Origin of the sequence: Streptomyces sp. NBC_01498 (assembly GCF_036327775.1) — a bacterium.
GTDB lineage: Bacteria > Actinomycetota > Actinomycetes > Streptomycetales > Streptomycetaceae > Streptomyces.
This window is the reverse complement of the sequence record NZ_CP109598.1, coordinates 606,061-631,440: the sequence shown is the minus strand read 5'-3', so window position 1 is coordinate 631,440 and position 25,380 is coordinate 606,061. Positions and strand designations below refer to the sequence as shown.

At 73.8% G+C, this 25,380-nt stretch carries 25 protein-coding genes; 17 read left to right on the top strand and 8 right to left on the bottom strand.

The annotated features are described in order from the left end of the window. Positions 1-61 precede the first annotated feature (61 nt). The 8 genes from OG875_RS02335 to OG875_RS02300 all read left to right on the top strand — a co-directional run bounded on the left by OG875_RS02335 (position 62) and on the right by OG875_RS02300 (position 10,335). The gene (locus OG875_RS02335; RefSeq protein ID WP_330177571.1) at positions 62-1,462 is read left to right on the top strand and encodes an SDR family NAD(P)-dependent oxidoreductase; all 1,401 of its coding nucleotides are present in this window, start codon (positions 62-64) and stop codon (positions 1,460-1,462) included. Between the two features lie 300 nt (positions 1,463-1,762). Beyond that, a complete protein-coding gene (locus OG875_RS02330; RefSeq protein ID WP_330172525.1) occupies positions 1,763-1,933 on the top strand; it encodes a hypothetical protein in 171 nt (56 codons plus the stop codon). 159 nt (positions 1,934-2,092) lie between these two features. Continuing rightward, positions 2,093-3,334, top strand: a complete 1,242-nt coding sequence (locus OG875_RS02325) for a DUF6777 domain-containing protein (protein WP_330172524.1) — start codon at positions 2,093-2,095, stop codon at positions 3,332-3,334. Positions 3,335-3,423: 89 nt separating this feature from the next. Further along, positions 3,424-5,610, top strand: coding sequence for a SpoIIE family protein phosphatase (locus OG875_RS02320; protein ID WP_330172523.1), 2,187 nt, complete (start codon positions 3,424-3,426; stop codon positions 5,608-5,610). Positions 5,611-5,739: 129 nt separating this feature from the next. Next, positions 5,740-7,323, top strand: a complete 1,584-nt coding sequence (locus tag OG875_RS02315; RefSeq protein WP_330172522.1) for a wax ester/triacylglycerol synthase family O-acyltransferase — start codon at positions 5,740-5,742, stop codon at positions 7,321-7,323. A gap of 169 nt (positions 7,324-7,492) precedes the next feature. Further along, entirely contained in the window at positions 7,493-8,467 is a 975-nt protein-coding gene (locus OG875_RS02310) for an aldo/keto reductase (protein WP_330172521.1), read from the top strand. Continuing rightward, positions 8,464-9,369, top strand: coding sequence for an amidohydrolase family protein (locus tag OG875_RS02305; RefSeq protein ID WP_330172520.1), 906 nt, complete (start codon positions 8,464-8,466; stop codon positions 9,367-9,369). Before OG875_RS02310 ends, OG875_RS02305 begins: the two co-directional genes overlap by 4 nt. 81 nt (positions 9,370-9,450) lie before the next feature. Then, positions 9,451-10,335 (top strand): Fpg/Nei family DNA glycosylase, encoded by an 885-nt coding sequence (locus tag OG875_RS02300; RefSeq protein ID WP_330172519.1) that lies wholly within the window; start codon positions 9,451-9,453, stop codon positions 10,333-10,335. A gap of 65 nt (positions 10,336-10,400) precedes the next feature. Here the strand turns inward: OG875_RS02300 and OG875_RS02295 are convergent, their stop codons facing one another. Beyond that, complete coding sequence (locus OG875_RS02295; RefSeq protein ID WP_330172518.1) at positions 10,401-11,072, bottom strand: zf-HC2 domain-containing protein; 672 nt, start codon at positions 11,070-11,072, stop codon at positions 10,401-10,403. Positions 11,073-11,172: 100 nt separating this feature from the next. Here OG875_RS02295 and OG875_RS02290 point away from each other — a divergent pair, with 100 nt between their 5' ends. The 4 genes from OG875_RS02290 (at position 11,173) to OG875_RS02275 (ending at position 15,090) form a co-directional block, all read left to right on the top strand. Then, positions 11,173-11,922: a LytR/AlgR family response regulator transcription factor gene (locus OG875_RS02290; RefSeq protein ID WP_330172517.1), complete on the top strand. Its 750-nt coding sequence runs from the start codon at positions 11,173-11,175 to the stop codon at positions 11,920-11,922. A gap of 119 nt (positions 11,923-12,041) precedes the next feature. Then, a complete protein-coding gene (locus OG875_RS02285) occupies positions 12,042-12,413 on the top strand; it encodes a hypothetical protein (protein WP_330172516.1) in 372 nt (123 codons plus the stop codon). Positions 12,414-12,448: 35 nt separating this feature from the next. Continuing rightward, on the top strand, positions 12,449-13,897 hold the full coding sequence (locus OG875_RS02280; RefSeq protein WP_443079236.1) for a sodium/solute symporter: 1,449 nt from the start codon (positions 12,449-12,451) through the stop codon (positions 13,895-13,897). Continuing rightward, positions 13,894-15,090, top strand: coding sequence for a sensor histidine kinase (locus OG875_RS02275; protein ID WP_330172514.1), 1,197 nt, complete (start codon positions 13,894-13,896; stop codon positions 15,088-15,090). The genes OG875_RS02280 and OG875_RS02275 overlap by 4 nt, the downstream gene beginning before the upstream one ends. A gap of 31 nt (positions 15,091-15,121) precedes the next feature. Here OG875_RS02275 and OG875_RS02270 read toward each other — a convergent pair whose 3' ends face one another. Further along, the gene (locus OG875_RS02270; protein ID WP_330172513.1) at positions 15,122-15,667 is read right to left on the bottom strand and encodes a hypothetical protein; all 546 of its coding nucleotides are present in this window, start codon (positions 15,665-15,667) and stop codon (positions 15,122-15,124) included. A 71-nt stretch (positions 15,668-15,738) separates the two neighbouring features. On the opposite strand from OG875_RS02270, the gene OG875_RS02265 reads away from it, so the two are divergent. Next, positions 15,739-15,975 carry a zf-HC2 domain-containing protein gene (locus tag OG875_RS02265; RefSeq protein WP_443079048.1) on the top strand — a complete coding sequence of 79 codons (237 nt, stop codon included), beginning with the start codon at positions 15,739-15,741 and terminating at the stop codon, positions 15,973-15,975. Here OG875_RS02265 and OG875_RS02260 read toward each other — a convergent pair. Beyond that, the gene (locus OG875_RS02260; protein WP_330172512.1) at positions 15,912-16,490 is read right to left on the bottom strand and encodes a sigma-70 family RNA polymerase sigma factor; all 579 of its coding nucleotides are present in this window, start codon (positions 16,488-16,490) and stop codon (positions 15,912-15,914) included. The genes OG875_RS02265 and OG875_RS02260 overlap by 64 nt on opposite strands. 277 nt (positions 16,491-16,767) lie before the next feature. On the opposite strand from OG875_RS02260, the gene OG875_RS02255 reads away from it, so the two are divergent. Further along, complete coding sequence (locus OG875_RS02255; protein ID WP_330172511.1) at positions 16,768-17,964, top strand: CapA family protein; 1,197 nt, start codon at positions 16,768-16,770, stop codon at positions 17,962-17,964. A 642-nt stretch (positions 17,965-18,606) separates the two neighbouring features. Here the strand turns inward: OG875_RS02255 and OG875_RS02250 are convergent. Next, positions 18,607-19,068: a universal stress protein gene (locus OG875_RS02250; protein ID WP_330172510.1), complete on the bottom strand. Its 462-nt coding sequence runs from the start codon at positions 19,066-19,068 to the stop codon at positions 18,607-18,609. A gap of 196 nt (positions 19,069-19,264) precedes the next feature. Between OG875_RS02250 and OG875_RS02245 the strand changes: the two genes are divergently transcribed. Continuing rightward, positions 19,265-20,119 (top strand): polysaccharide deacetylase family protein, encoded by an 855-nt coding sequence (locus OG875_RS02245; RefSeq protein WP_330172509.1) that lies wholly within the window; start codon positions 19,265-19,267, stop codon positions 20,117-20,119. A 145-nt stretch (positions 20,120-20,264) separates the two neighbouring features. On the opposite strand, the gene OG875_RS02240 is transcribed toward OG875_RS02245, so the two are convergent. Next, complete coding sequence (locus OG875_RS02240; RefSeq protein WP_330172508.1) at positions 20,265-20,924, bottom strand: class F sortase; 660 nt, start codon at positions 20,922-20,924, stop codon at positions 20,265-20,267. A 322-nt stretch (positions 20,925-21,246) separates the two neighbouring features. On the opposite strand from OG875_RS02240, the gene OG875_RS02235 reads away from it, so the two are divergent. Next, the gene (locus tag OG875_RS02235) at positions 21,247-21,732 is read left to right on the top strand and encodes a hypothetical protein (RefSeq protein WP_330172507.1); all 486 of its coding nucleotides are present in this window, start codon (positions 21,247-21,249) and stop codon (positions 21,730-21,732) included. A gap of 179 nt (positions 21,733-21,911) precedes the next feature. On the opposite strand, the gene OG875_RS02230 is transcribed toward OG875_RS02235, so the two are convergent. The 3 genes from OG875_RS02230 to OG875_RS02220 all read right to left on the bottom strand — a co-directional run bounded on the left by OG875_RS02230 (position 21,912) and on the right by OG875_RS02220 (position 23,752). Next, entirely contained in the window at positions 21,912-22,508 is a 597-nt protein-coding gene (locus OG875_RS02230) for a hypothetical protein (protein WP_330172506.1), read from the bottom strand. Between the two features lie 319 nt (positions 22,509-22,827). After that, the gene (locus tag OG875_RS02225; RefSeq protein WP_330172505.1) at positions 22,828-23,589 is read right to left on the bottom strand and encodes a bestrophin-like domain; all 762 of its coding nucleotides are present in this window, start codon (positions 23,587-23,589) and stop codon (positions 22,828-22,830) included. A 13-nt stretch (positions 23,590-23,602) separates the two neighbouring features. Beyond that, complete coding sequence (locus OG875_RS02220) at positions 23,603-23,752, bottom strand: hypothetical protein (protein WP_330172504.1); 150 nt, start codon at positions 23,750-23,752, stop codon at positions 23,603-23,605. A gap of 660 nt (positions 23,753-24,412) precedes the next feature. Here OG875_RS02220 and OG875_RS02215 point away from each other — a divergent pair. After that, positions 24,413-25,360, top strand: coding sequence for an SCO0930 family lipoprotein (locus OG875_RS02215; RefSeq protein ID WP_330172503.1), 948 nt, complete (start codon positions 24,413-24,415; stop codon positions 25,358-25,360). Positions 25,361-25,380 lie beyond the last annotated feature (20 nt).

Sequence of the window (25,380 nt, the reverse complement as noted above, 5' to 3'; positions counted from 1 at the left end):
GACCACGCTCGGCGAGAGCGGCCCGGACGTCCCGTACGGCCCCGGGATCGACCCCGAGCGCATGGCCGTCTGCCTCGCGGTCCTCGACGAACTGGACACCCTCGACGTCGACCACCCCGACGCCGTCGCCGTACGCCGCGCCACCGCCGGGGTCTACCGCACCGTCAAACAGCGCCGCCGCCAGGAACGCCGGGCCGCGAAGACCGCCAACGACAAGGCCGTCACCGAGGCCACGGCCACCGGCTCCGCCGAACGCATCGACGACGAGACCCAGGGCCTGCTGCCCTCGTCGTCCGTCGCCGGCGAGATCGCCGGAATCCTCCGCCGGCCGCGCTCCTGCTACATCTGCAAGACCCGCTACGTCGAGGTCGACGCCTTCTACCACCAGCTCTGCCAGGCGTGCGCCGCCGAGAACCGGGCCCGCCGCGACGCCCGTACCGACCTCACCGGCAGGCGCGCCCTGCTGACCGGCGGGCGCGCCAAGATCGGCATGTACATCGCGCTGCGCCTGCTGCGCGACGGCGCCCACACCACCATCACCACCCGCTTCCCGAACGACGCGATCCGCCGCTTCAAGGCCATGGAGGACAGCGCCGACTGGATCCACCGCCTCAAGATCGTCGGGATAGACCTCCGCGACCCCGCCCAGGTCGTCGCCCTCGCGGACTCCGTCGCCGCCGAGGGACCGCTGGACATCCTCATCAACAACGCCGCGCAGACGGTACGCCGCTCCCCGCGCGCCTACGGCGAGCTGCTGGCCGCCGAGTCCGCGCCGCTGCCCGCCGGGGAACTGCCCTCGTCGCACGTCATCGGCGCGTTCGGCAGCGGCGCCCAGGCCGTCCTGACCGCCGGCGGGGCGGAACCGCTGAGCGCGGCGGACGTCACCGCGCTGGCCCTGGTCGGCGGCTCCGCCACCCTCGCCCGTATCGAGGCGGGCACCGCCATCGACGCGGGCGGCCTGGTGCCCGACCTGCACGACACCAACAGCTGGATCCAGACGGTCTCCGACGTCGACCCGGTGGAGCTGCTCGAAGTCCAGCTGTGCAACTCCACCGCGCCGTTCATCCTGATCAGCCGACTGCGCCCGGCGATGGCGGCGGCGGCGGCGACGCGCACGTACGTGGTGAACGTCTCCGCCATGGAGGGGGTGTTCAGCCGGGGCTACAAGGGCGCCGGACACCCGCACACCAACATGGCCAAGGCCGCGCTGAACATGCTGACCCGCACCAGCGCGCAGGAGATGTTCCGGAGCGACGGCATCCTGATGACGGCCGTAGACACCGGGTGGATCACCGACGAGCGCCCGCACCCGGACAAGATGCGGCTCGCCGAGGAGGGCTTCCACGCCCCGCTCGACCTGATCGACGGCGCGGCCCGCGTCTACGACCCGGTCGTACGCGGCGAGGCGGGCGAGGACCTGTACGGCGTCTTCCTCAAGGACTACGCGCCGGCCAACTGGTAGACACCGCGCCCCGGACCGGCCGGGAGCCGTCGCCGCACTGTCCGGAAATGGACGCCGCCACCCACGCCATCGAGCGCACCCGCGCTCATGTGGTTACTGTAAGCCGCACGGACGTTCCCCGGGAGCCCACGAAGGTTCCCCGGCCGTCCGGGGACAGGTCTGCAACCAGACCGGCACCCCCGCCCGAGACCGGCGCCACCGCGACCGAACGTCCCTTTCCCCTGCCCCCGTTCGGCGGCCGGCGTCCGGAAGGAGTCCGGAGCCGCGCGCCCGGGGCGACGTGACACGAAGGAGTGCGCGGTGACACCCGACACGGCCCAGCACGAGCACAGCCCGCCGGAATCCGGCCATCGGCGGAGCGGCCCCCAGAAGCTCCGGAACATCGAGGTGTGGGCCCGGTCCGCACCGATCCGGCTGGCCGGCTACGAGGACGACCTGGCGGAGCCGCACATCCTCCAGGGCGTCGACTGAACGCTCCACGCCGCTCCCGGAGCGACGTGACCGGTGCACGGGCGGAGCGGCGCGACGGGTCCCCCGTCCGCCGCTCCCGCTTGCGCGGCGGTCCCCGGTCCGGCAGACATGGAGTCACCACCCGGACGTTCCGGTCGGGACGAACAGCTGGGAGACCCCGTGCGCCGTGTACCTCTCCGCTCCCGTCACCCCGCGCTCGCCGTGCTGTCGGCCGGCATCCTGATCACGGCCGGCTGCGGCGAGGACGGCGCGGGCGGGGACACCCGGGCGGCGCGGACGGCGAAAGCCGCGTCCGCCGAGGTCACCCTGCTCCCGCTCGCCGCGCCGGGCCCCGACCCCTTCACCCGGTCGACCGCCGTCCCGGACACCGGCTCCACGGCCGCGCCCGCCCCGAGTACGCCCGCCGCCCCGAGCGCCTCCGCCACCCCCGGCTCCCGCGCCGTGCGCTCCCTGTCCGGCGCCACCGCCGGGCTGTACGGCGCCACCCGCCCGGCCACGAGCTGCGACGTCCCGGCGGGGACCCGGCTGCTGACCGCCGACCGCGCCAAGGCAGCGGCCTTCGCCCGGGTCGCGGGCGTCGCCCCCGCGTCCCTCCCCGGATTCCTGCGCGGGCTCACCCCCGTCGTCCTGCGCGCCGACGTCCGCGTCACGGACCACGGCTACCGGGACGGGTCCCCGGCCGCCTTCCAGGCCGTGCTCCAGAGCGGCACCGCCGTCCTCGTGGACGACCGGGGCCTGCCCAGGGTCCGCTGCGCGGGCGGGAACCCGCTGCGCCCGGCCGTCGCCCCACGGACCGACACCGTCCCGAAGGGGACGCCGTGGCGCGGATACCGGGCGGACCGGGTGGTCGTCGTCAACCGTGCCAGCCGCGCCCTGACCTCCCTGCTGATCGTGGACGCCGCCGGCACCGGCTGGCTGGAGCGGCCGACCGGGACCGCCGGCGCCCGGGACCGGAAGCCCGAGGTGGAGCCCCCGTACCCGCCGGACACCGACCTCGTCGATCCGCCGACGGAGCCGCCCGTGCCCGACGACGGCGGACCGGAGAGCCCGGACCCCGGCCGCTCCGACCCGGCCGTCCCCGAGCCCGACGCGCCCGAGAGCGATCCCGCGCCGTCCCCCGACTGCCCTGCGCCGGACGCCCCCGCGCCCGACGAGCCGTGGTCCGAGGACCTGACCGACCCGGAGTGCCCCGCGCCGCCGGGACGGCCCGACAGCGGCGTGGACCCGGACTACCCTGTGATGCCGATGGCCCCGGAGCGGCCGGGCGACGGCGGGCCGGGCGACGACGGTGGGACGGGCGGACCCGCGGGCCGTCCCGACGAGGGCACCCCGCCCGGCGGCGGGCTCCTCGCGGCCGGACCCGGCGGGGCGGCGGCCGGACCCGGCGCCTTCCGGGGCTGACGACCGCCGCGAGGGACCGGTCCGCCCGGACGCGTACCGGGCCCGGCGGACCGGTCGAGATATCCGACAAATAATGACAGAGTGACCCCATGGTCGATCGGGAGGCGGGATCCCTGTCGCTGCCCGACGACTGGCCCGCGAAGCCGGAACGGAGCCTGTCCCTCAACGGGATGGGCTGTTTCGACTGGGACCTGCGCACCGGCCGGCTCCATCTGGACCCGGTGGCGCTGGAGGTCCTCGATCTGCGCGACGACGAGTACGACGGCAGCCGCTTCAAGATCCTGGACCGGCTGCCGCCCGGCGAGAGCGCCCGGCTGGACGCCGTCTCCCGGGAGGCGATCAGCGGCGACAGCGACGGCTACGGCGCGTACTTCCGGGTCCGGCGCCGCAACGGCACCCTGCGCTGGGCCCACTCCCAGGCGTCCATCCGCCGCGACGCGAGCGGCCGGGCGCTGCGCCTCATCGGCGTCATCCGCGACGCCACCCAGGAACTCGCCGACTCCATGGCGCGGCTCGAACTGGAGGAGGAGCGCCGGCGGCGGACCAGCGTCGTCGAGGGCGCCACGGCGGCCCTCGCGCACGCCAGGACGGTCCAGGACGTGATCGACGTGCTCAAGGAGTCCGGCGGTCTGGAACACCTGGGCGCCGCCAGCATGGTCATGGGGCTGCTCGACGCGGGCCGTATCCATCTGGTCGCCGAGGGGCCCGCGGGCTCCTTCGTACCGGGCACCCGCGTCACCCGCGTGGACGAGGACTACCCGATGAGCGAGGTGATCCGCACCCTCGCCCCGCGCTTCATCGAGTCCGCGGACGACTTCGCCGCCTCCTACGCGGACCTGTGGCCGCACATCAGCGATCTCGGCATCACCTCGGCCGCCTATCTGCCGCTGATCGCGCAGGGCCGCCCCCTCGGCGCGGTCGGACTGCTCTACGGCGACAAGATCGGCTTCACCGCCGAGGACCGCAATCTGCTGGTCGCCCTCGGCAGCAGCATCGCGCAGAGCCTCCAGCGCGCCGTCCTCTTCGAGCAGGAGCACGATCTCGCCGAAGGACTCCAGCGGGCGATGCTGCCGCGCCGTATCGCGGACGTGCCCGGCGCGGAGATCGCCGTCCGCTACCGCTCGGCCCGGCTCGGCAGGGACGTGGGCGGGGACTGGTACGACATCGTCCCGCTGCCGGGCGGCCGGGTCGGGGCCGTCATCGGCGACGTCCAGGGCCACGACACCGACGCCGCCGCCGTGATGGGACAGCTGCGGATCGTGCTCCGGGCGTACGCGGCCGAGGGCCACACCCCGGCCACGGTGATGGCACGCGCCTCCGTCTTCCTGCACGCGCTCGACACCGACCGCTTCGCGACCTGCGTCTACGCGGAGGCCGACCTGAGCACCGGTGTCGTCCGGCTGGTCCGGGCCGGGCACGTCGACCCGATGATCCGGGACACCGACGGCGGCTGCCGCCGGGTCCCGGCCGAGGGCGGGCTGCCGCTGGGTCTCTCCGCCGAGTTCGACCAGCTCGACTACCCCGTGAACACCGTCGAACTGGACCCCGGCCAGACCCTCGTCCTCTACACCGACGGACTGGTCGAGATGCCCGGCGCCGATCTGGACGAGGGCATGCGGCGGCTGACCGACGTGATCACCAACGGCCCGCGCGACCTCCAGGACCTGGCCGACCAGCTGTGCGCGATGGTGGACGACCGGGGCGGCGACGACGACGTCGCCGTCCTGCTGCTGCGCCGCCGGGGCGCGGACCCGGGCCGGACCGCCGGCAGGCTCCGGCAGCAGGTCGGGCCGGACGACCCCGAGGCGCTGTCCTCCGCGCGCCACATGGTCCGGGCGGCGGTCCGGGCGTGGGGCGCGCAGGGCAGGTCGGACGATGTCGAACTGGTCGCCGACGAGCTGATGACCAACGCGCTGACCCACACCGAGGGGGGCGCGACCGTGATCGTACGGGTGCTGCCGGGCGCGGAGCGGCGGCTGCGGCTGGAGGTCGAGGACGGCTCCAGCGCGCTGCCCCGGATCAGGGACGCGGGGGAGACGGGTGTCTCCGGGCGGGGGCTGGTCCTGGTGGACGTGCTGGCCGACGAGTGGGGTGTGGACTCGCGGGGGAGCGGCAAGTGCGTGTGGACCGAGTTCGTGATCGAGGACCCGGCGGAGGACGCCGGCCCCGCCGGTCCTGGGGAATACGCGCACCCGGTGAGCCCGGTCGACGCCGTGGATCTGGCGGGCCTCGCGGATCTCATGGACCCGGCGGACCGTCCGGAGCAGGACGGCTGAGCGGTCCGTGACAGGTGCGCGGCATTACAGTGACGCTAACTGAGCGTAAGTCGTCCGTCCTTGACCGTAACGGACCGTGGGCGATTGACTTGCTGTCTCCGGCATCCCTTCCCAAGACATGAGGCCCCCGTGACCACCGAGCTGCTGGCACCTCTCGACCTGGCCTTCTGGCATCTCGAATCCCCGGAGCACCCGATGCACCTCGGCGCGCTCGCCGTCTTCGGGACACCGCCGCCCGGCGCCCCCGGCGCGGCGCCGGGCGCCGTCGGCGACGAGGCGCTCCTGGAGCTGCTCGCCGGCCGCACGGCGGCCGTCCCCCGGCTCCGGACGGTCGTGCGGGACGTGCTGCTGCCCGTGGGCGGCGCCGCGTGGAGCGTGGACGAGGACTTCGACGTACGCCGCCACGTCAGGCGCCTGGAGCTGCCGCCCGGAGACTTCGCCGAGGAGACCGCCCGGCTCGCCGGGGAACTCATGGAACGTCCGCTGGAGCGCGGGATCCCGCCCTGGGAGATGTACCTCCTCACCCCCGGCGGCGCACCGCCGAGCCGGCGCTTCGCCGTCCTGGTGAAGATGCACCACGCCCTCGCCGACGGCATGCGCGCCGTCGCCATCGGCGCCGGGATCTTCGACCAGATCGCCGACGCCCGCGCCACCGGCACCCACCGGGCCCGCCCCGCGCAGCCCCGCACCTGGCCGGCCGGCCCCGGACAGGTGGCCGACCGGGCGCGCGACCGCCTCGGCGAGCTGCGCAGGGCCCTGGGCATCGGCGCCTCCGTCGTCCGCGCCAGCCGGCTCGACCTGCGCGGTACGCCCGCGCTCATGGCGGGCTCCAGCGGCACCCGGAGACTGGCCACGGCCGTCCTCGCGCTGGACGACGTGCGGCGGGTGCGCAAGACCCATGGCGGCACCGTCAACGACGTGCTGCTCGCCACCGTCGCGGGCGCCCTGCGGCGCTGGATGCTGGAGCGCGGCGAACGGCTGCCGGACCGCGCCCCGCGCACCGACCCGCGCGCCCTGGTGCCCGTCTCCGGGCGGCGGCCGAGCCAGGTCCGCCGGAGCGCGGGCGCCGCCGCCGGCTCCGGCAACGTGCTCTCCGCGTACCTCCTCGGCCTGCCGGTCTCCGAGCCGGACCCGCTGACCCGGCTGACCTCCGTACGGCAGGCCATGGACCGCAACAAGAAGGAGGGGCCCTCGCGCGGCGCCGGGGCGGTGGCCGTACTCGCCGGGCAGCTCCACCCGCTGGCGCACCGCCTCGGCGCGCCGCTCGCGGGCAGTGCCGCCCGGGTCCTGTTCGACGTGCTGGTGACGAGCGTGCCGCTGCCGGGCGCGACGCTCTCCTTCGGCGGCTGCCCGCTGCGCGAGATCTACCCGATGGCGCCGCTGGCGCGGGGCCAGTCGCTGGCCGTGGGGCTGACGACGTACGGCGGCCGGGTCCATGTCGGTCTCGTCGCGGACGGCAAGGCCGTGCCCGATCTCGGCGGGCTGGCGGCGCACATGGGCGAGGAGCTGACCGTGCTGCTGGAACTGCCCGCGCCCGCCGCGCCCGCACCCCCGCCCGCCGTGCCCGTCGCACCCCTCGCACCCGCACCTGCCCCCGTCGCGCCCGCGCCCGCCGTATCCGCGCCCGCTTCACCCGCATCCGCCGCATCCGAGCCCGCCGTGCCCGGACCGACCGTCGCGGCCACGGGGGCCGTCGGCGCGGACGTGCCGTGACAGGTCCGACAACTCCCGGCGCACACGCGCGAGCCTGCGCAGGCTCCTGCCCCCGACCGGCTGATCGCACGGGTCAGTTCGGGGTCGGAGTTCGCTGACTCAAAACGGTTGACGCCACCCAGTCATCCGATGAATATTCTGGGGTGTCAACGTCGGGAGGCACAGCGCAATGCGGCAGAACACCCTCGGACGCGGCGAGATCGGCGTGTCCGAGCTCTCCTTCGGATCGGCCGGGATCGGCAATCTGTACACCCCCGTCGAACCGGAGCAGGCCGCCGCGGCGGTCGACGCCGCCTGGGACGCCGGCATCCGCTACTTCGACACCGCCCCGCACTACGGCATCGGCCTCGCCGAACGCCGCCTCGGCGAGGCCCTGAGCGCCCGGCCCCGTGCCGAGTACACCCTGTCGACCAAGGTGGGCCGGCTGCTGGAGCCGCTGCCGGCCGCCGAGGGCGACGACCTGGCCAACGGTTTCGCCGTGCCGGCGACCCACCGCCGGGTCTGGGACTTCACCGCCGACGGGGTGCGCCGCAGCATCGAGGAGAGCCTGGAGCGGCTCGGCACCGACCACGTCGAGACGGTCTTCCTGCACGACCCCGACCAGCACGTCGCCGAGGCGTTCGGGCAGGCGTACCCCGCCCTGGAACGGCTGCGCGCCGAAGGAGTCGTCGGAGCGATCGGCGCCGGGATGAACCAGACGGCCGTGCTCACCCGCTTCCTGCGGGACACGGACATCGACGTCGTCCTCTGCGCGGGCCGCCACACGCTCCTCGACCAGTCCGCCCTCGACCACCTGCTGCCCGAGGCCGTCGCACGCGGCCGGAGCGTGATCGTCGGCGGTGTCTTCAACTCCGGGCTGCTCGCCGACCCGCGCCCCGGCGCGACGTACGACTACACGGCCGCGCCGCCCGCGCTGCTGGAGCGCGCCCTGCGGATCAAGGCCGTCGCCGAACGGCACGGCGTACCGCTGCGCGCCGCCGCCCTCGCCTACCCGCTGCGCCACCCGGCGGTCGCCAGCGTGCTCGTCGGCACGCGGTCCGCCGAGGAGGTACGGGACGCCGCCGACATGTACGGGCGCCAGGTCCCCGACGCCCTCTTCGACGACCTGCGCGCCGAGGGACTGCTGGAGGGCGGCGCCCGATGAACGGAGCCCCCGCCGGACCGGCCCCGCACACCCGGCCGCCCCGCAGGCCCGTCCCCGCCGCACCCGTCGTGGACGCGCACCACCATGTGTGGGACCTGTCCGTACGGGACCAGGACTGGATCACCGGCCCGGCCATGGCGCCCATCCGGCGCGACTTCGGCGTCGCCGACCTGGCACCGGAGGCCCACGCGGCGGGCGTCGGCGCCACCGTCCTCGTCCAGACGGTCACCGTCCCCGAGGAGACCCCCGAATTCCTCGCCCTCGCCGACGGCAGCGACCTGATCGCCGGCGTCGTCGGCTGGACCGACCTCACCGCGCCCGGCATCGCCGACACCCTCGCCGCCCTCCGTGAACTGCCCGGCGGCGACAAACTCGTCGGCATCCGCCACCAGGTCCAGGGCGAGCCCGACCCCGAGTGGCTGCTGCGCCCGGCCGTACAGGACGGGCTGGCCGCGGTGGCCGCCGCCGGGCTCGCGTACGACCTGGTCGTCCTCCCGCACCAGCTCCCGGCCGCGACCGCCGCCGCCGCGCTGCTGCCCCAGCTGACCTTCGTCCTCGACCACCTCGGCAAACCGCCCATCGCCACCGGCGCCCTCGACCCCTGGGCCGGCCACATCCGGGCCCTCGCCGCGCGGCCGAACGTCGTCTGCAAGGTCTCCGGCATGGTCACCGAGGCGGCGTGGGACGCCTGGTCGGCCCGGACGCTGCGCCCGTACACCGAGACCGTGCTCGACGCCTTCGGCTCGGCCCGGCTGATGTTCGGCTCGGACTGGCCGGTGTGCCGGCTCGCCGCCTCGTACGCCGAGGTCATGGACGTCACCCGCACCCTGACCGCCGACCTGAGCGAGAACGAGCGCCGGGCGGTCTTCGGCGCGACGGCCACGGCGGTCTACGGGCTCTGACCCGGTGCGCCGCGCGCGGCGTGCCACGGCCCGGCACGCCGCCGCCGGGCGTTCGCCCCGGCGCTGCGGCACCCTGGAGGCATGCCGGAAGTCCCCGAGGTCGAAGCGCTGCGGGAGTTCCTCGACGGCCAGCTGGTCGGCAAGGAGTTCGCCCGCGTCCTGCCCCTGACGATCAACGCCCTCAAGACGTACGACCCACCGCTCGGCGCCCTCACCGGTACCACCGTCCGGGCCGTCGAGCGCCACGGCAAATGGCTCGACATCGTCACGGGCGGGTCCGGGGCCGGCGCGGAGGGCTGCCTCCATCTGGCGATCCATCTGGCCCGCGCGGGCTGGCTGCGCTGGAAGGACGAGTTCCCCGCCGCCCCGCCGCGCCCCGGCAAGGGGCCGCTCGCGCTGCGGGCCGTCCTCACCGGCGGCGACGGCTTCGACCTGACGGAGGCGGGCACCACCAAGCGGCTCGCCGTCCATCTCGTACGGGACCCCTTCGAGGTACCGGCCATCGCGAGTCTCGGCCCCGACCCGCTGGACGACGCCTTCGACCGGGACGCCCTCGCCGCGCTGCTCGCGGGGGAGCGGCGGCAGCTGAAGGGCGCCCTGCGCGACCAGCGGCTGATCGCGGGCATCGGCAACGCGTACAGCGACGAGATCCTGCACGCGGCGAAGCTGTCCCCCTTCAAACCGGTGCAGAATCTGACCGAGGACGAGACCACCGTGCTGTACGACGCCATGCGCACGACGCTGACCTCGGCGATCGAGCGTTCGCGCGGGGTGGCGGCCGGGCGGCTCAAGGCCGAGAAGAAGAGCGGACTGCGGGTGCACGGCCGCGCGGGCGAGACGTGCCCGGTGTGCGGCGACACCATCAGGTCGGTCGCCTTCGCCGACTCCTCGCTCCAGTACTGCCCGACCTGCCAGACCGGCGGCAAACCGCTCGCCGACCGCAGGACGTCCCGCTTCCTCAAGTAGGACCCGCCCGGCCCCTGGACGGGCCGTCCTCGCGCGCCGCCCGGCTCACCCGCGTACGGCCCGGGTCACCCGCCCCGTACCGTCATCAGCCGGTGCCCGTCCGACGTCCGCACCTCGAACCGGTCGATCTCCGGCGGACGCAGCGCCGCCCCGCCCCAGGTGACCAGCGGACCGTCGCCGTCCGGGCGCCCCGCCCACGTCATCACGGTCTCCTCCGACCCGTCCAGGCCCACGGCGACCAGCGAGCACACCCCGACCGCCACCGACGTCGACAGCTCCAGCGCCACGTCCGTGCCCCAGCCCCGCTCCGCCGCCGTCACGACGGCCGCCGTCCCGGTCCTGCGGTCCGTCGCCGTCCACCGCTCGGCGACCGGCGTGTCCGGGGAACTCCCGCCGCCACCCCGCGAGTCGACGATCGCGAACGGTCCGCCCACCGCGATCACCACCGCAGCCGCGACCAGGGCCAGCCGCCGTCTTCGGCTGAACCGCCGCCGGGTCGCCGTCCCTTCGAGCAACCGGTGCAACAGCTGGGGCCCCGGTGACACGAAGGGGCCGACGCGCGGCGACGTGCCCCGCGCGTACTCGTCGAGCTGATCGCGCAGTCCGTTCAAATCCCCCAACAGCAGTGTGCAGTGGGGGCAGTCCATGAGATGGTCCTCGAAGCGGAAGGCATCGGCCGCGTCCAGTACGCCGAGTGCGTAGGCGCCGACGTCGCGATGGATCTCCGGTGTCCGCATGCCTCCTGATACGGAGCGCGACGGCAAATCACTCAGGCCGATATCCGTCCGTGACCCGATCCGGGTCCGCTCACCCGCGCACCCCCTAAACTTCCCGGTCATGCTGCGCGTACTGGCCGTGGACGACGAACAACCCGCCCTCGAAGAACTCCTCTACCTCCTGCGCGCCGACCCGCGCGTCCGCAGCGCCGAGGGCGCCACGAGCGCCACCGAGGCGCTGCGCCGGATCGGCGCCGCCCTCGACGCGGGCCCGGACGACCCGGCCGCCGTCGACGTCGTCTTCCTCGACATCCACATGGCGGGCCTGACCGGGCTCGACGTCGCCCGGCTGCTCGCCGGATTCGCCGAACCCCCGCTGATCGTCTTCGTCACCGCCCACGAGGGCTTCGCCGTCCACGCGTTCGACCTCAAGGCCGTCGACTACGTGCTCAAGCCCGTCCGCCGGGAACGGCTCGCCGAAGCCGTCCGGCGGGTCGCCGAACTCGCCGGGGAACGGGGCCCCGTCGTGGACACCTCCGCCGACCAGATCCCCGTCGAACTCGGCGGTGTGACCCGCTTCGTCCCCGTCGCCGACATCGTCTACGCCGAGGCCCAGGGCGACTACGCCAGACTGCACACCGACACCGGCAGCCATCTGGTACGGATTCCGCTCACCACCCTGGAGGAGCGCTGGCGCTCCCGGGGTTTCGTACGCATCCACCGCCGCCATCTCGTCGCGCTCGCCCGCATCGACGAACTGCGCCTCGACGCGGGCGCCATGAGCGTGCGCGTCGGCGACGCCGAACTCGCCGTCAGCCGCCGCCACGCCAGGGCCGTACGCGATCTGCTCATGCGGCTGCCCGGCCGCTGACCAGGCCCTTCACCGGCCGGACCGAGACGCGCCGGGGCTTCCCTCCGCCCGGGCCGTCTGCCTACACTCCGGCCCTGGCACGCGACACGGCGGCACCGGGCACACGGGGGACAAGAGAGATGACCGCGGACTCCGCCCCCAAGCTCCCCAGACGGGAGGTCGTCACCGGCGCACCCCGTCGCGTCCGCCCCCTGCCCCGCTACCGCCCCCAGGCCGAGATCGACGAACAGACCGCCCTCGGCGACGCCTACGTCCGCTCCCTCATGCGCGGCCAGCTCCGTGCCGGACTCACCGCGTTCGCCCTGCTCGCCACCGTCGTCGCCACCCTTCCGCTGGCCTTCGCCGCACTGCGCGACCCCACCGTCGTCTGGGTGGTGCTCGGCGTCGCCGCCTACCCGCTGCTGACCCTGCTGGCCTGGTGGTACGTACGCCGCGCCGAGCGCAACGAGCGGGACTTCGCCCGGCTCGTGAAGGGCCGGCCACTGCCGTGAACCAGAGCTGGACGGTGACGGCCGTCGCCGTCGTCATGGTCGCCACCGTCCTCGTGGGCGGCTTCGGCCTGCGCATCTCCCGCACCACCTCCGACTTCTACGTGGCCTCGCGCACCGTACGGCCCGGCCTCAACGCCGCCGCCATCAGCGGCGAATACCTCTCCGCCGCCTCCTTCCTCGGCATCGCCGGACTGCTCCTGCTGCACGGCCCCGACATGCTCTGGTACCCGGTCGGCTACACCGCCGGCTACCTGGTCCTGCTCCTCTTCGTCGCCGCCCCGCTGCGCCGCTCCGGCGCCTACACCCTCCCCGACTTCGCCGAGGGACGCCTGGAGTCCCGCCCCGCCCGGCGCGTGGTCAGCGCGCTCGTCGTCGGCGCGGGCTGGCTCTATCTGGTGCCCCAGCTCCAGGGCGCGGGGCTGACCCTGGAGATCCTGACCGGCGCGCCCAACTGGTTCGGCGCCGTCCTCGTCGCCGTCGTCGTGGTGGTGGCCGTCGCGGCGGGCGGCATGCGCAGCATCACCTTCGTCCAGGCGTTCCAGTACTGGCTCAAGCTCACCGCCCTCCTCGTCCCCGCGATCTTCCTGCTGCTGGCCTGGCAGGGCGACGGACGGCCCCCGATCGACTTCGACCTCACCGAGATGTCGAGCCGCGCGGACCACCCGCTGTACGCCACATACGGACTGATCGTCGCCACCTTCCTCGGCACGATGGGACTGCCGCACGTCGTCGTCCGCTTCTACACCAGCCCCAACGGCCGCGCCGCCCGCCGCACCACCGTCGGCGTCCTCGCCCTGATCGGCGGCTTCTACCTGCTGCCCCCCGTCTACGGCGCGCTCGGGCGGCTGTACGCCCCCGGGCCCGCGCTCGGCCCGGACGCCGACGCCGCCGTACTGCTCCTGCCCGACCTGGTGATCGGCGGCACGGCGGGCGACCTGCTCGGCGCGCTCGTCGCGGGCGGCGCGTTCGCCGCGTTCCTCTCCACCGCCTCCGGCCTGACCATGGCCGTCGCCGGGGTACTCACCCAGGACGTGCTGCCCGCACGCGGCGTACGGCACTTCCGGCTGGCCACAGTCCTCGCGATCCTCGTCCCGCTCGGCGGCTCGCTCACGGTCAGCGGCATGCCCGTCGCGGACGCCGTGGCCATGGCCTTCGCCGTCTCCGCGTCCTCGTTCTGCCCGCTGCTCGTACTCGGGATCTGGTGGCGGCGCCTCACCCCGCCCGGCGCGATCGCCGGACTGCTGCTCGGCGGCGGCTCGGCACTGGTGGCCATCGGGATCACGGTCAGCGGCGCCGTACGGACGGGCTGGCCGCACGCCCTGCTCGCCTGGCCCGCCGTCTGGTCCGTTCCCGTGGGATTCCTCGCCATGATCCTGGTCTCGCTGGCCACCCGCTCACGCATACCGCAAGGGACCAGAGCCGCCATGACCCGCTTCCACCTCCCCGAGGACCTGACCCCCCGCGCCCGGGGAGGCTCCCGATGAGCGGTGCCGCCCTCGCGCTTCTGACCGTGCTCGCCCTGCTGCCGCTCGCCGGGGGCTATCTGCTCGGGCTGCGCACCGGGCGCGCCCGCCCCGACCGCACCAGCGACGTCGGCACACCCGTCGAGCACGCCACCTTCGAGACCCTGCACACCGCCTCGCTCGCCGCGCCGCCGCTGCGCGCCGGACTCACCGAGGAGAGCGCGGGCAAGGCCGCCCGCCGGCTGCGCTCCCTGCTGGGCACCGACGCGCTCTGCCTCACCGACCGGGACCGGGTGCTCGTCTGGGACGGCCTCGGCGCGCACCACGCCAAGCATGTGATGGACCATGTGAAGCCCCTGCTGGCCAGCGGCCGGGACACCGCCTTCGCGAGCGGCTGCGGCGATCTGGACTGCCCGCTGCGCTGGGGCGTCGCCGTGCCGCTGACCGTCGACCACCGGGTGCTCGGCACGCTCGTCGCGTACGCCCCCCGGGAGTCCGCCGTCCTCGCGCGGGCCGCCGGCGAGGTCGCCCGCTGGGTCTGCGTCCAGCTCGAACTCGCCGAACTCGACCGCTCCCGCACCCAGTTGATCGAGGCGGAGATCAAGGCACTGCGGGCCCAGATATCCCCGCACTTCATCTTCAACTCGCTGGCCGCCATCGCCTCGTTCGTCCGCACCGACCCCGAGCGGGCCCGCGAACTGCTCCTGGAATTCGCCGACTTCACCCGCTACTCGTTCCGCAGACACGGCGACTTCACCACGCTCGCCGACGAACTGCACTCCATCGACCAGTACTTGGCGCTCGTCCGGGCGCGTTTCGGCGAACGTCTGTCGGTCACCCTCCAGGTCGCGCCCGAGGTGCTGCCGGTCGCCATGCCGTTCCTCTGTCTCCAGCCGCTGGTCGAGAACGCCGTCAAGCACGGCCTCGAAGGCCGGATCACGATGAGCCGCATCACCATCAGCGCGCTCGACGCGGGCGCGGAGGCGGAGGTCGTGATCGAGGACGACGGGGTGGGGATGGACCCGGAGCGGCTGCGCGAGATCCTGCGCGGCGACGGCGGTCCGTCCACGGGCATCGGACTGCTCAACGTGGACGAGCGGCTGCGCCAGGTCTACGGGGACGACTACGGGCTCGTCATCGAGACGGGGGTGGGGGCGGGGATGCGGATCACGGTACGGATCCCCAAGTACCGCGCGGGTGTGCACGGCAGCTGAGGGCGCCGGCGCGGGTCGCCCCCGAAACGGGTCAGAACAGCGCGATCGCCAGATGCCCGAGCGGCAGCCCGAGCTGCCACGCCGGCGTCCAGACCTGGGGTCCCCGCTCCTCGTGCGGTCCGCCCCCGCCGCCGTCCGGCCCCGGGGGATCGCCGCCGGGCGGCCCCACCGCGTCGAGGTCGGGCGCCAGCAGTTCGGTCTCCTCCAGCCACCGCCAGGCGGCCAGGGCCAGCTCCAGATCCGGATCGGGGCGGCCGGCGCCGGACCGTTCCGCCTGGCAGACGCGTGTCTCCAGCAGGTCGAGCTGGTGACAGACCCATTCACGCCAACCGGTGCCGTACGCGGTCAGGGTCCGCCAGCGCGCCATCCGCGCTCCGCCGCCCCCTTCGCCGACCGGCCCGTCGGAGAGGAATATGGTCAGCGCGAGGGCGTCGCGGCCCGCCCGGTACTCCAGTGTGGTGGGCGGCATCAGGTCGCCCGTGCGCAGGAGTTCGTCGGCGACGTACTCCGCGTACATCCATGCCATGGGGACGAGCAGACCGCCGCCACCGCCTTCGTCATGACGTTCCGGACGCATGGTTTCGCGCCTTCCCTTCTTCTCCGTGGACGCTGCTTCACGGAGCATTGAACCGGCGGCCGGTGCCCAGCGTGGCCAGAAGTGCGGGATCGGACAGCGGACCGGAGGCGATGGTGACGGGTGAGGCCGGCGGTGACCCCCATGTGCGGTCCCGGCTCGGTGCGTACGCGCTGGGCGCACTCACACCCGAGGAGGACCGGCTGATCGCCGGGCATCTGGACGGCTGCGCGCGGTGCGCCGCCGCCTATGCCGAGGTGGCCGACGGCGCCGCGCTCCTCGCGCTCCTCGACGAGGGCGACCTGTGGTAGCCCGGCAGGGAGCGGCCGAGGGCGCGCAGGGCGTAGAAGGAACGGGACTTGACGGTGCCGGTGGGTATGCCGAGCGCGTGCGCGGCCTCGACCACGCTCAGCCCCTTGAAGTAGATCTGGGCGAGTACGGCGCGGTGCTCCGGGCTCAGCGACCGCACCGCCTCGCGCACGTCCAGCACGGCGGCGGAGGTCTCGGTGATGTCGTGCGGGTCGGGGGTGCCCGCCAGGATGCCGTCGCTGACCTCGGCCGGCCGGGCGAGCCGTGAGCGGCGGGCGTCGATGGCCAGCCGGCGGCCCACGGTGAAAAGCCAGGGCCGCATGGACTCGTAGGGGCCCTCGAACGCCTCGGGGTGCTGCCAGGCGCGGACGAGTGTCTCCTGGAGCAGATCCTCGGCGCGCTGCCGGTCGCCGTAGGTCAGCCCGAGCAGGAAGTGGAAGAGCGCGGGGCCGTGGTCGCGCTGCAACTCCGTCAGCGCCCGCTCGTCGGTCGTCGCCGTGGCCGTGGCGGTGGTCATCGTGAACGTCCCTTCTCGCGGAGGTCGCCGGCGTCGGCGTCGGCCCCGTTGCCGTTGGCGTATCCGAACCCATCCGGGGCGCCGGGGGACAGACGGCTCACACGTGTCTGCGACGAGCGGTCGCTCCGCGCGGCGAGTGGTGCGGTGAACGGTTCGGCCGATCCCTTTCGTCCATTTCAGGTACTTCACTCCCTTCGGAGTATTAATCACATAAATATGAAGATATGCATGCGGTGACCGCTTGGTCGTCTTCCTCGTCCCTCAAGGAGCCCGACCCATGACGACACGCATGCGACACGGAGCGATGGCCGCCGCGGCTCTCCTCCTCGGCACGGCCGCGGGCTGCGCCCCGCCCAGCGGCACGGACCCGGCCCGGGACGGTCCGGGCGGCAGGGCCGGCGGCGCCTCGGCGGCGGGCGGCACGGGGCCGGGGCGCGGATTCACGCTCGTCGCCTCCGGGGACGTACTGCCCCACGACTCCGTCATCCGCCGTGCCAACGCCGACGCCGGTGGCACGGGCCACGACTTCGTCCCGATGCTCGCCGGGGTGAAGTCCGTCGTCTCCGCCGCCGATGTGGCGATCTGTCACATGGAGACGGTCTACGGCCCCGACGGCGGACCCTTCACCGGCTATCCGTCCTTCGCGTCGCCGCCGCAGATCGCCGGCGCGCTGAGGGCGACCGGCTACGACTCCTGCTCCACCGCCTCCAACCACACCCTCGACGCGGGCGCCGACGGAGTGGCCCGCACCCTCGGCGCCCTCGACCGGGCGGGGGTCGCGCACGTCGGCTCGGCACGCTCGGCGGCGGAGGACGCCCGGCCCGCGCTCCTCGACGCGGGCGGCGCCAAGGTGGCCCAGCTCGCGTACACGTACGACACCAACGGCATCCCGCTGCCGGACGGACAGCCCTGGGCCGTCGACCTCATCGACGAGGAGAAGATCCTCACCGACGCGCGGGCCGCGCGCGCGGCGGGCGCCGACGTCGTCGTGCTGAGCCTGCACTGGGGCACGGAGTGGCAGAGCGCCGTGGACGACGGGCAGTTGACCCTGGGCGACCGGCTCGCCGGGGCCACCACCGACGGCCGCCCCGACATCGACCTGATCATCGGCACCCACGTCCATGTCCCGCAGGCGTACGAGAAGGTGAACGGCACCTGGATCGTCTACGGCATGGGCGACCAGATCGCCGGCGACATGATCAACCACGCCGGGGAGTCCGACCCGCGCGGCACCCAGGGCTCGATCGCCCGGTTCACCTTCGCCCCGCCCGCCGCGAAGGGCGAGCGCTGGGAGGTGACGAGGGCGGAGTTCGTCCCACAGCTCATGGACAACGCCGTCGGACGGGTCGTCAACCTCAACCGGGCACTGGACGAGGACCCGTCACGGGACGACTACCGGGCCGCGCGGTCGGCGATCGAGTCGGCGGTCCTCAGCCGGGGCGCCGCCCGGGACGGCCTGACCACGGGCCGCTGAGACGGGGGTGCCCCCTCGCACTGCCGGAGGACCGGCCCTTGGCGCCGGGCGCGGACGCTGGTTCTGGCGGGCGACGGCCGCAGGATGACCGGGCGTCGGCTGCGGGACGATCCGGGCAGGCGTACGGGAGCACCGGGGCGTCTGCTACGGGGCGAGCTGAGCACGCGTACAGGACGAAACGAGCGGCTTACGGGACGACCCGGGCACGCATGCAGGTCGGCCTGACCTGCCGGGGGCACAGCCCTGGGTGCGAGTACGGGATGACGCCGGGCACGGATACGGAACGACCCGACCGGTCCGGAGGACGCCTGGACGCGATCCACGGGGTCTCGTGCAGCCGCTGCGGGAGTTCCCGATACCGGCTACGGGCGGCCGGGGTGCCGCCTGCGGGGACGATCCGGGCAGGCGTACGGGAGCACCCGGGCATGGCATCCGGGTGACGCCGGGCACGGGTACGGAACGGCCCGACGTGCCTATGGGCCGGCCCGAACACCGCCTGCCAGAGGCCGGATACGGGCTGCGGGACGAGCCGGACACCGGTGCGGGACGGACGCCCCGGCCAGCCTTCGGGAGTACCCCACACCGGCTACGGGGTCGACCCGGGCGCTGCCCCGGACTGTCCACGGGAGTCGGGGGCGCCGGCTACGGGACCACCGTCACCGGCCAGCGGCCCGACTTGACCAGACGGACCGCCACCGAGCCGACGAAGCGGTGGCCCGCCGATTCCGACGCGCCCACCACCACGGCGTCCGCCTTCAGGTCGTCGGCCGCGGTGACCAGGCCGTTGTAGGGGTCGCCGCGCAGCGTGTGGAACTCCCAGCGGACGTCCCAGATGTCCCGGACCCGTTCCGCGCCCTCGCGGATCTCCGCCGCCAGGCTCTCGGCGATCTCCTCGGTCGCGTCGGCGACCGGGGCGCCGAGCGCGGCCCCCGACGTCAGCGGCGGCTGCACGTACACGACGGCGAGCAGCGCGTTCTGCCGCCGGGCGAGACCGCCGGCGTACGCCACCGCGCGGAGCGACGACGCCGAGCCGTCCACACCGGCGACGATCACCTTGGGGCCGTCGGTACCGCGTTCGAAGGGGGAGGGCCGCTGATCCGTCACAGCGGCGAGGCTATCGGCTCCCGTACGGGGCCCGTCCAGGGGCCGGCGTCGTCGGTCCGCGCGCACGGCCGGGGGTCGGGCAGCCGAGGAGCCGAGGAACCGAGGGGAAGTTCATCGGCTGATCCCATCGGGTGCTTTCCCCGCCCGCCCCGTGTCGGTGAGGGGCGGGGCGCACCGCCCGTGCGAGCCATTGCTCATGGAACGGGAAACTGTTGACAAGGACCAGTCGCTTCCGGGGCGCCGGGCCGCGCTGCGTATCGCCGCCGTGCTCGGGGCCGTCTCACTGACCCGGCTGCTGACCTCGTGCGAGACCCGCGCACCGGACCGCCCCGCGAACGGGGCCCCGCCGGCGGCGGGACCGGGCGCCGGGGCCCCGCCGCGCCGGGCGTCGGCCTACCGGCTGAGCCCCATGACGGAGTTCCAGCCCTCCCGCCGGCGGCCGGCCCGGCCGCCCGTCCGTACGGAGCCCCTCCGTGAATTGCCGGACCTCGGGCGCTCGATGGTCCTCACCTTCGACGACGGGCCCGACCCCCGCCACACCCCCCGCATCCTCCGGACCCTGCGCGCCCACGACGTGCGGGCGATGTTCTTCGTCTGCGGCGAGATGGCCGCCAAACAGCCTGACCTGTTGCGCGAGATGGCCGACGACGGGCACATCGTGGGCAATCACACCTGGTCGCACCCGGAACTGCCCACTCTGCGACGGGCCGCGATCCGGGCCGAGTTGGAGCGCACCAGCGAGGAGATCGAGCGGACACTGGGCCGGGTGCCGGTCTGGTTCCGGGCCCCGTACGGCTCCTGGAACCGGCCCGTGTTCGAGATCGGCGCGGCCCTCGGCATGGAGCCGCTCGCGTGGACCGTCGACACTCTCGACTGGAAGACTCCGGGCACCGGGAAGATCGTCCGCCGGGTGCTCGACGGGGCGGCGCCGGGCGTCGTGGTCCTGTCGCACGACGCGGGCGGGAACCGCTCGCAGAGCGTGGCCGCGCTCGGGCGCTATCTGCCGAGGCTGCGCGAGGACGGCTGGATCCTCACCGTACCGAGGCCCTGACGCACGAACGGGCGGTACGGCGCGCAGCCGTACCGCCCGCTCATGCCAGGACCGCCCGTACCGCTCATCCGCGGAGCCCTCCGGCCCGCCCGCCTGTACCGGTCGCCCGTACAGCCCGCCCGTGCGACCGGGCCGCGCCCACCGCTCAGCGGGTCTCCACCAGCCGGGCGAAGGCCACGACGTTGCCGTCGTAGCCGCCGGCCTTCGTGTAGCCGCCGCCACAGGTGATCACGCGCAGTTCGGCGTGGCCGGTGTCGCCGTACACCCGGGCCCCCGGGAAGTCGTTCTTGGAGAAGACCTCCACGCCGTAGATCTCGAACACCGCCACGCGCTCGTCGAAGCGGGTCACCTCGATGTGCTCGCCCTTGCGCAGGGAGCCGAGACCGTAGAAGACCGCGGGGCCCGCCTGGTTGTCGACATGCCCCACCACGACCGCCGTGCCGCGCTGGCCCGGCGCGACACCGTTCTGGTACCAGCCCGCCATGTTGGCGTCCTCCGGCGGCGGCGCGGCGATCCAGCCCTCCGGGTCGAGCCCCACGTCCATCACGGGGGCGTCCACCTTGATCGACGGGATGGTCACCCGCGACATGGGGGCGTACGGCAGCGGCTTCACGATGGGGACGGTCTCGGGCGCGGTCACCGTCTCCTGCCGGGTGTCCGGCGCCGCCGCCGAGGCGGGCTGCGGCGGGCCGAGGGAGACGTCGGCCCCGTTCCGCATCAGCGCGAGACCGGAGAGCATGACGAGCGCCAGAACGCCCCACGGCGAAGGTCTCCTCGACACCGAGCCGCTGTGGTCCTGGCCCATGGTTCTCCCTTCGTGGGCGCCTGCTAGGCACCCTAGGCACGCCGGTCCGGGTCGGCGACCAGTGGAGGGCGAACGGGTGGTGCCCGCCGTCCGGGCAGGGGCGGGCTGCCCCATTCGAGTAGTCGTCATACAACCTTTCTGACGGTCCGTGACCTGCGGGTCCGTCAGATCCGGCTGCCGACGGTCGGCGTGTCGTCTCACCGGGGTGGACCAGTGCCGACATGCGTGGAACGCGTAGGAAGGTGATGGTTCGTCATGGAGGGCGTACTCGTCGAATTTCCCGGAGCACCGCTTCGGGGCGTCTTCCGCTGGAGGCTCAACGATGCGTGCTTCACGCGCTCTCATGGTGACTGCCGCGGCCTGCGCCGCCGTGGCGCTCTCCGCCCCGCTGGCCGGGGCCACCAACGGTCCGACCAACGTCACCGTCAACCCGTTCGCCGTCCACCAGGGCGGCACGCTGCACATCTCCGTCCAGGGCTGCGGTCACGGCGGTTTCGTCACGTCCAACGCCTTCCCCAAGGCGCACCTGTCGGTGAACGCCTCGGGCCACTCGGAGGCGCGGGCCCGGATCCACAACCACGCGACACCGGGCGACTACAACCTGTCCGTCAAGTGCAGCGACAACAGCCGCATCGCCACCCACCGCTTCCGGGTGCTGGCCGGTCAGGGCGCGGAGGGCGGCCTCGGCGGCTCGATCGGCCCCAGCTCGACCGAGACGGCCGTCGGTGCCGGTCTGGTCGGCACGGCCGCGATCGGCGGCACGCTCCTCATCGCGCGACGGCGCCGTACGAGCGACACGCTGGTCTGATACGTACAGGCCGGGACCCGCGGCCCGCTCCCCTGACCGTCTCCGGCCGTCCCTCCCTACGGGCCGTGCCACGGGCGGGCGCGGCGCCCGTCGGGCACGGAACAACGCCCGTCGCCCCAAATCCCGCGGGGGACTTGGGGCGACGGGCGTTCTCCGGGCGGTGGCGCCGTGCGCCGGGTTCAGCGGCTCGCCGAGCGGCGGCGGACCATCAGGACGGTGCCGATCGTCGCCGCGGCCACCAGACCGGTGCCGACCGCCAGCTCCGTGGCGTTCATTCCGATGAAGCTGCCGCCGAGGCCGCCGCGCACACCGCCGGGAGGCGCGATCGCCGTCGAACTCGTCGTCGGCGTCAGCGTCGGAACGGGGCTCGCGGTGCCGGTCGGCGTCGGCGTCGGAGTCGGTGTGGGGGTCGGCGTCGGTGTGGGCGACGGGGTCCCGCCGGCGATGGTGAGGTCCGTCGTCCCCTCCTCGCCGTTGCACGTGAAGGTCACCTCGTACATCGCGCCGGGCTTGGCGTCCCAGTAGACGGAGGCGCGCGCCGACCCGCCTGACGGGATGGGGGTGTCGTCGAAGACACCGGACTCGGCGGTGGCCGTGCTGCTGCAACCGGTGACCGTGAGGGTGACCTGGCCGCCGGCCGCGATCACCGAGGGCGTGACGGCGAAACCGAACGGTGTGACAGGGGCCGCCGCCGTGGCCATGGCCACGGCGGGCGTCATCAGTGCGAGTGCGGCCGCTCCCAGCAGGGCGGCGGACGCGGCACGTATCGCGCGCATGGACAATCCTCCGGCTCTCCGAGGAGCAGTGCGGAACTGATTTCCGCGGATGGCGGGAAATGCACCTCGATACCCGGCACGCTAGGAGCGCCCCATCCCCGCCGCGATCGCAGTCGGGCGAACGGGTTGTCCTGTCACCCGACCGGCCCGTGCCCCTGGCCGATCACCGGCGCCCCGTCTAAGGAACCGGGTCCGTGTCCTGTCCGGTGAACCCCCGCTTCCCCGACCTCCCTCCGCCGCTCGGGCCGTGCGCCCGCGCCCGGTCGCCGGGCGGACGCGGGAGCGACCGGCCCGCCCGGCGACCGGACCCGGACAGGATCTACGGGCCGAGGTGCGGGAACAGGTCGGCGAACGGAGCCGTCGCCGCGCCGTCGCGCCCGTACGGGGAGTCGAAGTCCCAGATCAGGAAGAGCAGGAAGGCGATCAGCGCGCTGAACAGCCCCGCCAGCAGCAACTCCCGCCAGCTGCGGCGGATCTGGAGCGTGAAGATCAGCCCCACGGTCACGACGGCGCCGGTGATGAGGCCGAACCAGACCACCCCCGGCATCGTCGCCCCCGCGCTCTCCGCCCGGGAGCCCCGCGCGTCGTCGGCCACCGCCACCTGGTCCACCAGCGGCTGGTACGCCTGCGCCTCGTGGTCGTCGGCCGGCACGTAGTCCGTGACATCGCGCCGGACCCGCTCCAGCAGCGCCGTGCCCTGGTCGGTGAGGCTCTGGTGGTCCGCCATGTGGGTCCACTCCGTGTCGACCACATGGCTGACGTAGGCGTCGACGTCGCCCCGGATGCGGTCGCGCACCTCGGCCGGGTAGACCTCCGACCGCGCCACCACCTCGTGCAGTGCCTGCGCCTCCTGGCGCACGGACTCCTGGGCGGCGCCGCGCGCCTCCCACACACCGGCGATGGCCAGGCCCAGCACGATCGCGTAGACCACGCCGATCATCATCGTCATGTACTCGAGGACGTCGGGGCTGTCGGAGGGGTCGTCGTCGGCCGGTACCCGGCGGTTGTTGATGAGGACGATGGTCACGACGACCGCGCCTGCGGCGGCCATCGCGAGGGACAGGACAAGCCATTCCGACATGGGTCTCCGTCTGCTAGCGGGAACGGGGGCGAAGGATGGCGGCGGCGAGCACCGCCGGTGCCGTGAGCAGGAGCATGAGCATCACGACCGAGGTGCTGTTCGTGGGCTGCCTGCGGGCCGGCGCCTTGTACGCGGGCAGCACCCGTACCTCCGGCGGCGTCACCTCCGGGGGCGGTGGCGTCGGTGACGGCGGGGGAGTGACGGCGGGCGGCGGCGGGGCCGGGGCCGCCACGGACCGTACCGGCGGAGGCGCGGGCGGCGGAGGTACGGGCAGGGGCTCGGCGGCCTTCGGCGGCTCGGGAGCCGGTTCCGGTGGCGGCGGGGGTGGTGGCGGGGGCTCCGGAGTCGGCTCGGGAGGAGGCGGCGGTGGCGTTGGTGGTGGCGGTGGCGTTGGTGGTGGTGGAGGCGGAGGGGGTGGCGGAGGTTCGGGCGGTGGTGGCGGGGACGGTGGGGGCGTGGGCCGGCAGGGGCCGTCGCCGATGATGACGACCGCGCCCGTACCCTCCGGTCCGGTCCAGGCGGAGATACAGACGTCGGCGGCGGCCGGCGAGGGCGCGCTGAGTACGCAGACGAGCCCGGCGACGGCCAGGGTCCGCATGACAAGTGATCGGTACACGGCGGAAGCTTGGATCAACACGCCCCGCGCCGCGCCGAATTGGCACCGGATTCCCCTGATCGGGGGGAATCGAGGCCTTCCGTGTTTATTTTCTTTCCGAAGATTCTTTGAAGCGCGTTGAACGCTGCGCACCCTCCCGCCCGTACTTAGGACCATGAACGGCGCGGCACGACCGCCCCAACTGTCTTACGAACAACGGGAGTTGACATGAACACCTGGCGGAACGCCTCGCTCGCGGTGACCGCGGTGGCCGTCCTGGCCCTGACGACGGCGTGCGGTCAGGAAACGGGCACCAGCCCCAACGGCCAGGCGGTCGGCGCCGCGGCGCCCGCCGACGCCGGTTCGGGCTACGGATCGGAGGGCGGCTACGGCGACGAGTCGGCGGCCGAACCCAAGACGGCCGGTCAACTCACCGTGCTGGACAGCAAGGAACTCGGCAAGGTCATCACGGACAGCGAGGGCTTCACCCTCTACCGGTTCGACAACGACACCGCCGAGCCCCCGAAGTCGAACTGTGTCGGCGAGTGCGAGAAGGCATGGCCGGTCGTCGCGGCCGGTGACGTGAAGGCGGCGGCGGGCACCGACGCCTCGAAGATCGGCGAGGTCACCCGCGCCGACGGCTCCAAGCAACTGACCCTCGGTGGCTGGCCGATGTACCGCTACGCCAAGGACACCAGCCCCGGTGACACCAACGGGCAGGGTGTGGGCGGTACATGGTTCGCCTCCTCCCCGGACGGAAAGAAGGCCGCCCTCGGAGCGGGCGGCGCGGAGGCCGGCGAGTCCGCCGGCGATCTCCCCGGAATGTCCGTCCGCAAGGACCCCAAGCTCGGCGACATCGTCGTGGACTCCGAGGGCATGACGGTATATCGGTTCAAGAAGGACAGCGCCTGGCCGATGAAGACCGCCTGCACCGGTGCCTGCCTCGAAAAGTGGCCGGTTGTCGCCCCGGTCGACAAGAACGACACCGAGGGCATCCTCAAGAAGGGCTTCGTGACCTTCGACCGGCCCGACGGGATCAAGCAGCAGACCATCGACTGCTGGCCGCTCTACACCTTCGCGGGCGACAAGAAGCCCGGTGACACCAATGGTCAGGGCGTCGGCGGCACCTGGTACGCCGTCGCTCCCGACTCCAAGCTGGTCGGAGCGCCCAAGTAGTCCCCACGTCGCGCCCTCCG